The 11,621-nt window shown below is 62.2% G+C and carries 8 protein-coding genes; 4 read left to right on the top strand and 4 right to left on the bottom strand.

What is annotated here, in order from left to right:
- Positions 1–41 precede the first annotated feature (41 nt).
- Positions 42–602: a glutathione S-transferase gene (locus C5F71_RS24200; RefSeq protein ID WP_256588164.1), complete on the top strand. Its 561-nt coding sequence runs from the start codon at positions 42–44 to the stop codon at positions 600–602.
- Between the two features lie 201 nt (positions 603–803).
- Here the strand turns inward: C5F71_RS24200 and C5F71_RS24195 are convergent, their stop codons facing one another.
- The 3 genes from C5F71_RS24195 to C5F71_RS24185 form a co-directional block, all read right to left on the bottom strand.
- Positions 804–983, bottom strand: coding sequence for a hypothetical protein (locus tag C5F71_RS24195; RefSeq protein WP_104912144.1), 180 nt, complete (start codon positions 981–983; stop codon positions 804–806).
- Between the two features lie 162 nt (positions 984–1,145).
- The gene (locus tag C5F71_RS24190; RefSeq protein WP_104912143.1) at positions 1,146–2,309 is read right to left on the bottom strand and encodes a lactonase family protein; all 1,164 of its coding nucleotides are present in this window, start codon (positions 2,307–2,309) and stop codon (positions 1,146–1,148) included.
- Positions 2,296–2,583, bottom strand: a complete 288-nt coding sequence (locus C5F71_RS24185; protein WP_092235756.1) for a DUF5629 family protein — start codon at positions 2,581–2,583, stop codon at positions 2,296–2,298. Before C5F71_RS24185 ends, C5F71_RS24190 begins: the two co-directional genes overlap by 14 nt.
- Positions 2,584–2,736: 153 nt before the next feature.
- Here C5F71_RS24185 and C5F71_RS24180 point away from each other — a divergent pair, with 153 nt between their 5' ends.
- From C5F71_RS24180 to C5F71_RS29100, 3 genes are all read left to right on the top strand, one after another.
- Positions 2,737–7,386, top strand: a complete 4,650-nt coding sequence (locus tag C5F71_RS24180; protein ID WP_104912142.1) for a hypothetical protein — start codon at positions 2,737–2,739, stop codon at positions 7,384–7,386.
- A gap of 364 nt (positions 7,387–7,750) precedes the next feature.
- Complete coding sequence (locus C5F71_RS29105) at positions 7,751–7,948, top strand: hypothetical protein (protein ID WP_092235748.1); 198 nt, start codon at positions 7,751–7,753, stop codon at positions 7,946–7,948.
- An 83-nt stretch (positions 7,949–8,031) separates the two neighbouring features.
- Positions 8,032–8,229, top strand: coding sequence for a hypothetical protein (locus C5F71_RS29100; protein ID WP_177410415.1), 198 nt, complete (start codon positions 8,032–8,034; stop codon positions 8,227–8,229).
- 1,016 nt (positions 8,230–9,245) lie between these two features.
- Here C5F71_RS29100 and C5F71_RS24140 read toward each other — a convergent pair.
- The gene (locus tag C5F71_RS24140; protein WP_029292848.1) at positions 9,246–11,621 is read right to left on the bottom strand and encodes an RND family transporter; all 2,376 of its coding nucleotides are present in this window, start codon (positions 11,619–11,621) and stop codon (positions 9,246–9,248) included.

The raw sequence follows: 11,621 nt of genomic DNA, 5'->3' as shown, positions 1-11,621 counted from the left end.
GCGAGGCACTGCTGTATTCGTTTCGCCGCTGCCCGTACGCCATGCGCGCACGCATGGCGCTGCGCTATTGCGCGGTGGCGGTAGAGATTGTCGAGGTCAGCCTCAAGGCCAAGCCGGCCGAAATGTTGGCGCTCTCACCCAAGGGCACGGTGCCGGTGTTGAATGTGGGCGGCCAGGTGATCGACGAGAGCCTGGCGATCATGCGCTGGGCGCTGGCGCAGAACGACCCCGAGGACTGGTTGCTCAAGGATGATCCCGCGGCGCAGGGGCTGATGGCAGGGTTGATTGAAGAAAATGACCTGGTCTTCAAGGTGCACTTGAATCGCTATAAATACGCCGAGCGTTATCCAGCGCAGCCGATGCAACACTATCGCGCCGAGGGCGAAGTATTTTTGCGCAGGCTGGAGGCGTTGCTGGCGCAGCGCGACTACTTGCTGGCCGATCACCTGAGCCTGGCCGATGTGGCGCTGGCACCGTTTGTGCGGCAGTTTGCCCATGTGGATCGGGAGTGGTTTGCTGGCGCGCCTTATCCGCGTTTGCAACAGTGGCTGGAGCGGTTTTTGGCGTCAGCACTGTTTACCGGGGTCATGGCCAAGGGCTGAGCCTGTGGTCAGGAGAGCTTTTTGTGGTGATGGGGCCTTTTGTGGCTAGGGTTTTTTTTGTGGCTAGGGGGCTTGTCCCCCGCTGGGCTGCAAAGCAGCCCCCTCGGTGTGCCTGATACTACTCGGCAGTCCTTACTGGGGCTGCTGCGCAGCCCAGCGGGGGACAAGCCCCCTCGCCACAAAAAGCCCCCTCGCCACAACTCAGGAGTGGATCTTGTGGTCCAGAGCCGCATAGAAGTTGGCACTTTGCTGCAGGTATTTCTGGGTGTAGGCGCTGGTGCTGGATTTTTTGCTGCTGATTTCCACGCTGGCGCTGGCTGGCAAGGCAACGGTGGCGGAAACGGCGGAAGCGGCGATGATCGAGAAGAGATTGAAGTTCATGGCGGTAACCCTTGTGTTCGGTTGGTCAGGTGGCCCGTGGAGGCCTTGGAACCCAACTTACGCCGAGGGGGTTGAACGCAGAAATGCTTTGAAACAGTAGCTGTTATCACCACGATTAATACAACACCACAGGCCCCGAACCACGGAGCCTGTGGCGGATTGTCACATCAGGAACTTGAGGTCGCTGGGCGCATCGATCGCCAGTTTCTGCACGGTTTTACCCAACAGGCCGGTCTGGGTATCGCGTTCGATTACCACGATCTGGTTGCTTTTCTGGTTGGCGACCAACAGGAACCTGCCGCTTGGATCGAGGCTGAATTCACGGGGGTGATCGCCTTCCACGGAGCGGCGCTGGATTTCCTTCAACCGAGCTGTCGCCGGGTCGATGCTGTAGACCAGCAACGTGTTGGCCGTGCCCCGGTTGCTGACATACAGGAACTTGCCGTCGGCAGAGGCATGCAACGCCGCGCCGGCCTTGTCCGACGTCGGTTGCCCGGCAGCCATGTCCACCAGTTGGGTTCGGGTCAGTTGGCCGTCCTGATAGTCGAAGACGGCAATCTGCGCGCTCATCTCCATGGTCAGCCAGGCGTGTTTGCCGTCGGCGCTGAACAGCAGGTGACGTGGACCGCTGCCCGCCGGCAGCTCTACCACGGCCGCCGGCACCAGTGGGCGCTCGGGATTGGCCTTGGGGTCATAGCGATAGACAAAGGTCTTGTCGGCCCCCAGATCATTGGCAAACACAAACTTGCCATCGGGCGAAGACACCACTGAATGCACATGGTTGGACGCCTGGCGCTCGGGGTTGACCCCACTGGCGGGATGGGAGCTCAGTTGCACCGGTGCCGCCAGCCTGCCCTCGGCATCTACGGGCAGGATCGCCAGGCTGCCACCCGGATCTTCCAGCACGCTGTAGTTGGCCACGAACAGAAACCGGCCATCGGCTGCCAGGCTGGAGTGAGTCGGTTCGTTGCCCAGGCTCTGCACCTGATTGATAAGGTGCAACTGGCGGCTGTCCGGGTCGATGCGGTAGCTGCTGACGCGCCCGACCGTGTCCTGCTGGCCGGGGCCGTTTTCATTGACCACGAACAAGCGCTTGCGGTCGCTGGCCACCGTCAGCCACGACGGGTTTTGCGTCTTCGCGGCCAGCACCGCAGGGCCGGCGAAGTGCCCGGTGCGGCTGTCGAACTGCACCCGATAGATACCTTCGCTGGCACCTGCGGTGTAGCTGCCCACCAGCAGTTCGTGGGTCTGGGCCGGCGCGGCCTGGACTGACATCGCCCCCACACTGCCGGCCATCAGCAAAGGCCAGAATTTACGCATCAGCATCGTCTTCATCCTCGTCGTGGTTGCTGCCACTGATCCCACTCATGCACACCAGGCGGTGCTGGCCCGAGTCGCTAGTGAGGGTCCAGCTTTGCAAGGTTTCATCGAAGACGGCGGCCAATACCTGTTCTGGAGTAAAGCGCCAGTGCTTCTTGTCCCGGCCATCTATGCACTCAATGTGCAAGCACCCTTCCAGCTTGAAATCAAAGGTATACAGGCCATCGATTTCGAGCATGTTGCAGGTTTCAAGGGCGGTGGGCAGGTTAACGGCAGTCATCACAATCAGTCATCTGTTGGAAAAAAACAGATGATAGGCCAATCCCTGGCTTCTTTCTCGTTCCACGTGGGGTTGGGGTAGCCCGCTACCACCTCTGCCCCGACGACAACCGCCACTGTTGGGGTCCATCAACCCCACAGAACGGAATCTGCCATGCCCCCTGTTTCCCTGGCCGCCCAGGCGGTCAGCCAGCAATTTGCCAGCCGTCAGCCGCTCGCCACCGCCGTCCAGGCACTGTTGCAGCGCAACCTCAGCGAGCGTTACCCCAACCTGGTCTTTGATCTGCAGCAAATCCAACTTGCCGAGCCACAACCCAGCCGCAGCTGGCAGTTCAAGCCACTGATGAGCGTGGTTCAGGACTATTTGGGCGGTGGCGCGGACCTGGACTTCAGCGAACGTCACGGGCTGTTGCCTTACCTCTCGCAGACGCCACCCAAGCGCTTGAAGCTGCCCGAACTCAATCAGAACATCGACATGCAGGTGATCGAAGGGCTGATCCGCGAGCTGCCCGCCCTGCTGCCCATCGCCTTGCAAGACGCGCTAGTCGATGACTGGAATGCCAGTGGCCCCAGTGGCGTCACCCGCTGGCGCTGGCTCGGCGACTGGCTGATGAACACCCTGCGCACCAGCGGCCTGAAGCAGTCGGGACTGGACGCGGCCTCGCGGCAAACCCTCGACCAGCTCGTGAGCTTTCCCGAACGCGCCCAGCGCATCGCCCGCCACGGTGAGCAGGCGGTGATTGCCTACAGCCTGGAGACGGTGGTGGAACACAACGGGCAAACCACCCGCCTGTTGTCGGAGTATCTGCTCCTGACGCGCCCCATCAATGGCCGGGCCCCGGTGCTGCTGTGTGCGCCCAACGGGCATGTCGAGTGCTTTGCCTCCATGGGCGAGTTCAATACCGCCTGGAGCCAGCGCCTGGATGCACGCTTTGTGGCGCAGACCCTCACCACCCACCGCTACGAGCCGCAGGGTTCGATCTTCGAGCATCAGGCCAGCCTGCTGCTCAATCAACAACTGGAACACCTCGCCGCCCTCAAGCTGCCCCTGGGCAAGGACTGGCGCAGCCTGCAAACCCTGTACACCGAACTCACGGAGCCGGCGCTTTACTTCCTTGATGCCGACCAAACCCCCTACGCCCACCTGGACAGCCTGCGCGCGCACGTACCGGAGCCTTTGCGCCGCGCCACGCCCTCGGAGCGTTACCGCTATAGGCAATTAAGCCTGGAGCTGGCCAGCGCGCAGCAGCGCGCCGGCGATGAAACTTACCTGAGCGGCATCGACGACCTGCGCACCTATACGGTCAACGCCTTGCAGCGTGAGTTACGGCGAGTGGCCGCCCAGGCGCAGGCCCCCTTGACCACCCTGCCCCACCCCGATGAGGTGATGCTGACCTTTACCGTCGCCGCGGGCTATCCCGGTGGGGCCGGCATTGTCGAACGGCTGCCCATCAGCCTTACAGACCTGGCGATCCGCAACCTCGCCGCACGCCCCAGCGGCCAGGTGGCGCTCACTCACCGCCTGGCACACACCCTGCCGGCCTGGCTGACCACCGATGCGGTGATGGGCAGTGATGGCCTGATCGAGCGGGTCGACATTGGCAAGCACTATCCCCTGCTGCTCAAGGACGCACTGCTGAGCGACAGCCCCGAGGCGCTGCGGCGCGAACGGCTGTTCAGCGAGCATCAGGTGCTGCAATTGCCGCTGCTGGCCTTGGAGCTGAGCCTCAAGCACGAGCTCGGCATCAGCGCAGAAGGCGCACGCATGGTCGCCGCGCTGATGCAGCCCGACCCCAGCAACCAGCACGTCGACCAGCGCCCCGTGGTGATCCGGCACCTGGCCCTGCTGCGCAGTCCCAATGCGGCAGCAGACAAAGTCGAGAACATGTACCTGATCGAATACCAGGACATTTCCCCAGGCCCGCTGTTGCTGTACCGGCCGCTCTACGCCACGTCCTTGCAGCAATACCCCAGCCGCGCGGCGCTGTTCGAGGCCATGGCGCAGCCCGGCGCATTGCAGGCCAGTGTGCTGACGTGGCTGTCGGACAGTGCGCGACCGATCTACGATCACGGAGGGTTCCGCGAGCCCCACTATCTGCGGTTTGGCCTGGGCAGCGAGTTCGCTCCGGTACGCACGCCGCCACCGGCAACCCTGGGCAGCGATGGGATCAATGACGAGTTGCAACAGTGCCTGGTGACCGGGCGGCTGATGCAGTACCTGTTCAGCGAGCATAGCCGCGCCCTGGTCGACCAGGCCGAACGTGAATCGACCTCCAACCGTGAGAGCCGTTGGCAAGTGTTGATGGAGGGCGCCAGCCTGTTGTTCGGCAGCCTGCTGCAAGGCTTGCACGGCCCGGCGATGCTCGTGGGTTGGTTGCTGACGATGACTGCCAGCTTCACCCAGGCCATCCAGACCATCGTCAGCGGCGACACCAGCGCCAAGGAGCAGGCAACGATCGATCTGTTGCTCAACGTCGCGATGTTGCTGCTGGACTTTGCGCCGGCAAAGGCTTGGTCAAGCCTCGATCTGACGCTCAGGCAGCAAGCCCTGAGCACATCGCTGCGGCGCCGTGAAAGTGACGCATGGCCCGTGCCGCCTGCAGCGCAGGTGCGCCAGGGCACGGTAGGACTGCCGGGGGAAATGGCACGCGGCGACAATGCCGCGCTGGATTTCAGCTTCACCCAGGCCCGTCATCGCCTCACCCCCAACCAGCTGTCACGCCTGCAGGCCTTCAAAGTTGACGCGCCTCCCAAACTGCCGGCGCCGCAATCGAGCGGGCCATACAAAGGCTTGTATACGGTCGAGGACCGCTGGTACGCCGTGGTCAATGGCGACCTGTATCGGGTCAGCCTGGAGGATGATGCCAGCGTGGTGCTTGTCGATGCTGCCGACAGCTCGCGGCGCGGCCCTTATCTGTGGGTCGATGAACGTGGGGCCTGGACAGTCGATACGCGGTTGCGCCTGCGCGGCGGCATGCCGCCCAAACGCATCGCTGCCGAACGCCAGCGCAAGGCGCAGCGCATCGAGGCGCTGACCGCTGCTTATCAGCGCATGCAGTTGCGCCAGCGGGCCTTGATCGCCGCCACGGACCAGGCGCAGCAGGCCATGCTGAACCTGGAACAACTGCCCCGGCCCAACGAGGTGCAATTGGCCAATGCCCGCCGGCATTTCGACGCCACACTCAACGAGGAAACCACCGAGTATCAACAGATCCTCGATAGCCTCAAGGAACGGGAGGAGCTGCGCATCTCGCCACCGCTCAAAGACACCCTGGTGCTCCTGGAAAACACCATCAAAAATAGCCGTAAACACGTGATCATCGCGGAAAAGGATCGGCTGGCGCTGTACCGCACCTATCAGCGTTTTGGCATCGAGGGCCCCGCGTTGTCGCTGGCGGTGCTGCGCGATCAAGCGGGCTATCAGCAGTTCCTCGTGCACTTGCTGGAGATCAACGAGCGCACCATCCATTGGCTCGAACTGCAGGAGCGTTTGCTGGAGCAATTATTCGGCCTGGGCACCAGTGGCGCTGCCGTGTACGAGCGCCTGACCGAGGGCCGGCCGAACGAAATCACCGCCCTGGCCGTCAAGGACCTGCAGATCCGCGGTTTGAAGCGCATGATCGTCAAGGACTTTGCCCACCCGTTGTTCAACGCCCTGGACAGTATCGTCTCGCCCTTGCAGCAACATGTACGCACCCACGGTGAGCTCAACAGCCTGGAGCTTTCAGCGGGCGATCGCCTGAGTGTGCTGGAGAGCCTGATGGAGCACTACGGCAGTGCATTGGACGGCCTGCGGGGGTTGAACATTGTCGATGCCGAAGTGCTCGACCCGATGTACACCGGCAAGCTCATCGGGGTGATCGAGGCGCTTTACCAGAACGCCGCCCAGCGCCTGGCCAACGAAGTCAAACCCATTGCGCAACCTGCAAGGCGTCCACCCAAGCGTCCCCCCGTCAGCGCCGGAAGGCCGCTGAAAAGGGTCATAAAAACCCAGAGAAAAGGCACGTTTATCGGCCAGGTCAGCTCCGTCGGCAGCCTGGAAGTGGTGGAGGTACGAGACGAGGTCAGCAACCAGTTGCTGGGCATGTACTCGCAGCGTGGCGACGAATGGGTCGAGTTTATCGAAGCCCCACCGCCGGCGCCGGCCCTTACCACCCGTGCCGTCAGCGTCGTCAAGGGCGAGGCGCGCAAGTTGCTGGCAATGCTGGACGACCACCTGCGCCGGGCCGAGGACTACCGGAAAATCTCCCGGCATCCGCAAGAGGTGGAAGAGGTGCTGCAGTACGAGGCTTCGCGCTACGACAAACTGGCCAGCGAGCTGGACCGGGCGATCCAGGCCCAGGCCGAAAGCGCGCGCATCGCCGCCGACCAGAAGCTGGCCAGCGATCTGCACCTGGCCTCAGCGCGCTTGAGCACCCGGGGCCAGGCGCTGCGCCGCCAATTGTGCCTGGAACTGCCGCCGAACCACGGCAACCTGGAGTACCTGATCACGCAAGGCCAGGTCAGCGTGGCGAAACTGGGCGAGCGTCTTCAATTGAGCGGTGAGCGACGGGACTTCATCCAGGAATACGCGATCAACGACAATGCAGGTTACCCGGTGTGGTACGCGCACTTTCACTACCCCGCCGCGACTACCCCCAAGACCGAGTACAGCACCGCGCACTTGAAAACCCGCGAGCAACGCCGGCAAAACTACTACACCCTGCTGGACAAAGCGCAAGGCACCCAGGCGGTGGTAGACATACACCGCGGGTTGATTGGCAAGGCGTTGGCTGAGCGTTGGTTTCTGTCGTTCGAGCGATAAACCCTGGCTATGCAGTCGCATAGGGCTTCCGTGGCGAGCGGGCTTGCCCCGCGCTGGGCTGCGCAGCAGCCCCAGTAGTCAAATGCGGTGTGGCAGATACACCGCAGCGCTGGGTTTTAGGGCTGCTGCGCAGCCCAGCGCGGGGCAAGCCCGCTCGCCACAGTTTTTGCGCATTGAGCTGCTGGACAAGGCGCAAGGCACCCAGGCGGTGGTAGACATACACCGCGGGTTGATTGGCAAGGCGTTGGCTGAGCGTTGGTTTCTGTCGTTCGAGCGATAAAACCCTGGCTATGCGGTCGCATAGTGCCGCTGTGGCGAGCGGGCTTGCCCCGCGCTGGGCTGCAAAGCAGCCCCAGTAGGTCAAATGCGGTATGACAGATACACCGCAGCGCTGGGATTTAGGGCTGCTGCGCAGCCCAGCGCGGGGCAAGCCCGCTCGCCACAGTTTTTGTGCATTGAGCTGCTGGACAAGGCGCAAGGCACCCAGGCGGTGGTAGACATACACCGCGGGTTGATTGGCAAGGCGTTGGCCGAGCGTTGGTTTCTGTCGTTCGAGCGATAAAACCTAGTTATGTGGTCGCATAGGGCTGCCGTGGCGAGCGGGCTTGCCCCGCGCTGGGCTGCGCAGCAGCCCCAGTAGGTCAAATGCGGTATGACAGATACACCGCAGCGCTGGGTTTTAGGGCTGCTGCGCAGCCCCGCGCGGGGCAAGCCCGCTCGCCACAGTTTTTGTGCATTGAGCTGCTGGACAAGGCGCAGGGCACCCAGGCGTTGGTAGATATACCCCGCGGGTTGATTGGCAAGGCGTTGGCCGAGCGTTGGTTTCTGTCGTTCGAGCGATAAAACCTGGCTATGCGGTCGCACAGAGCTGCTGTGGCGAGCGGGCTTGCCCCGCGCTGGGCTGCGCAGCAGCCCCAGTAAGTCGAATGCGGTGTGGCAGATACACCGCAGCGCTGGGTTTTAGGGCTGCTGCGCAGCCCCGCGCGGGGCAAGCCCGCTCGCCACAGTTTTTGTGCATTGAGCTGCTGGACAAGCCGCAGGGCACCCAGGCGGTGGTAGATATACCCCGCGGGTTGATTGGCAAGGCGTTGGCTGAGCGTTGGTTTCTGTCGTTCGAGCGATAAACCCTGGCTATGCAGTCGCATAGGGCTTCCGTGGCGAGCGGGCTTGCCCCGCGCTGGGCTGCAAAGCAGCCCCAGTAGGTCAAATGCGGTATGACAGATACACCGCAGCGCTGGGTTTTAGGGCTGCTGCGCAGCCCAGCGCGGGGCAAGCCCGCTCGCCACAGTTTTTGTGCATTGAACTGCTGGACAAGCCGCAGGGCACCCAGGCGGTGGTAGATATACCCCGCGGGTTGATTGGCAAGGCATTGGCTGAGCGTTGGTTTCTGTCGTTCGAGCGATAAAACCCTGGCTATGCGGTCGCATAGGGCCGCCGTGGCGAGCGGGCTTGCCCCGCGCTGGGCTGCGCAGCAGCCCCAGTAAGTCGAATGCGGTGTGACAGATACACCATAGCGCTGGGCTTTAGGGCTGCTGCGCAGCCCAGCGCGGGGCAAGCCCGCTCGCCACAGTTTTTGTGCATTGAGCTGCTGGACAAGGCGCAAGGCACCCAGGCGGTAGTAGGATTGGCAAGGCGTTGGCTGAGCGTTGGTTTCTGTCGTTCGAGCGATAAACCCTGGCTTTGTGGTCGCATAGGGCCGCCGTGGCGAGCGGGCTTGTCCCGCGCTGGGCTGCGCAGCAGCCCCAGTAGGTCAAATGCGGTATGACAGATACACCGCAGCGCTGGGTTTTAGGGCTGCTGCGCAGCCCAGCGCGGGGCAAGCCCGCTCGCCACAGTTTATGGGCCCCAGGGGCTGCTGATCAGTGGGCGAACAACGAGTTGCCTTTCTGGCCCGCGAGTTTCTCGGGTTTGATCAGGAACCGCGCCAGTGCCGGCAACAGCCACAGTGCGCCAAACATGTTCCACAGCAGCATGAAGGTCAGCATCAGGCCCATGTCAGCCTGGAACTTGATCGCCGAGAAGATCCAGGTGCACACGCCGATTGCCAGGCACAGGCCGGTGAACAACACGGCTTTACCGGTGGACTTGAGCGTCTGGTAGTAGGCTTCCTGCAACGGTAGGCCGGCACGCAGGAAACTTTCCAGGCGGCTGTAGATATAGATGCCGTAGTCCACACCAATCCCCACGCCCAGCGCCACCACCGGCAAGGTCGCGACCTTGACGCCGATGCCCATGAACGCCATCAGCGCGTTGCCCAGCACCGAGGTCAGCACCAGCGGCAGCACGATGCACAAGGTCGCCGCCCAGGAGCGGAAGGTAATCATGCACATGGTCGCCACGCACAGGTAGACCAGGATCAGGATGGTCAGCTCGGCTTCCTTGATCACCTCGTTGGTGGCCGCTTCGATCCCGGCGTTACCAGCGGCGAGGATGAACTCCAGGCCGTCCTTGTTGTTTTCCTTGGCAAACTCCTGCACCGCATGCACCGCGCGGTCGAGGGTCTCGGCCTTGTGGTCGTTGAGGAACACCAGCACCGGCGCCAGGGAGCAATTGTTGTTGTAGAGGCCGTCGGCACGGGCGATGGAGTTGTTCAGCACATCCGGGTTGCGCGACAGGGTTTCCCATTTCAGGTTGCCCTCGTTCATGCCCTTGATCATCTGCTTGGACACGGTCACCAGGGAGATCGCCGACTGCACGCCCTCGGTGTTCTGCATCTTCCACATCAACTGGTCGATGGGCGCCATGGCTTCGTAGCGCGAACAGCCTTCAGCCTTGGTCTTGACCATCACCACCAGCACATCGGAGCTGGTGGAGTAGTTGTTGATGATGAAGTTGTTGTCTTTGTTGTAGCGCGAGTCCGGACGCAGTTCCGGGGCACCCTGGTCAAGGTCGCCGATCTTCAGGTTCTGGCTGTACCACAGGCCGCCACCGAAGGCGACCAGGGCCAGGGCAATGGAGATGGGTGCAACTTTGGGGCTGGCGAAGTTCGACAACAGGCGCCAGAACGGATGGTCGCGGTTGGCGTCTTTCTTGCTCTTGGCGATCGCACGCTTGCTGATGCCGACATAGGAAATCGCTACCGGCAGCAGGATCAGGTTGGTGAACACGATCACCGCCACACCGATGGAAGCGCCGATGGCCAATTCACGGATCACGCCGATATCGATGATCAGCAGGGTGATGAAGCCCACCGCATCCGCGAGAATCGCGATCATCCCCGGCAGGAACAGTTGCCGGAACGTGCGCCGCGCCGCTGTCAGGGCGTTGTCGGCCTCGCTGGATTGCAGGGCGATGCCGTTGATCTTCTGTACGCCGTGGGAAATGCCGATGGCGAAGATCAGGAACGGCACCAGCATGGAATACGGATCCAGGCCGAACCCGAAGAAGTGCATCAACCCCAGTTGCCAGACCACGGCCACCAGCGTCGTGATCAACACCGCGACCGTGCTGCGCAGGCAGTTGGTGAACCACAGCAGCAGCACCAGGGTGATCACGAACGCGATACCGAAGAACAGCACCACCATGATCAGGCCGTCGATCAGGTCACCGACTTTCTTGGCAAAGCCAACGATATGGATCTGGACGTTGGGGTTCTGCTCCTGGAACTTGGTGCGGATCTTGTCTTCCAGTTCGTGGGAAAACTTCTGGTAGTCCAAGGCCAGCAACTTGCCCTGGTCCTGCGGGTCCGGGTAGGACTCCAGCAACGGGATATCGACGATGCTCGACTTGAAGTCGTTGGCCACCAGGCGCCCGACCTGGCCGGACTTGAGCACGTTGTTGCGCAACTGGTCGAGGCTTTCCGGCGAGCCGTTGTAGCTCTGCGGGATCACTTCACCGCCGGCAAAGCCTTCTTCGGTCACTTCAGTCCAGCGCACGCTGGGGCTCCACAGGGACTTGAGGCCGGAGCGGTCAACACCGGAGATGTAGAACACCTCGTCGTTGATCTGACGCAGGGTCTCCATGTACTCCTTGCTGAAGATGTCACCGTCCTTGGCCTCCACCGAGATACGCACGGTGTTGCCCAGGTTTGCCAGGTCGTTGCGGTGTTCCATCATCTTTTCGATGAAAGGGTGCTGCAGCGGGATCATTTTTTCGAAGCTGGTGGAAGGCCGGATCAAGGTGGCCTGCCAGAACAGGAAAATGCTCACCAGCAGGCAGATCACGATCACTGCCGGGCGGTTGTTGAAGATCAGGCGCTCAAGAAAGGTCGCTTTATCGTTGTGATGACTGCTCAT

The organism is Pseudomonas sp. LG1D9, assembly GCF_002949995.1.
Lineage (GTDB): Bacteria > Pseudomonadota > Gammaproteobacteria > Pseudomonadales > Pseudomonadaceae > Aquipseudomonas > Aquipseudomonas proteolytica.
The sequence above is the reverse complement of the archived record's forward strand: the minus strand, read 5'-3'. Positions and strand labels throughout refer to the sequence as shown.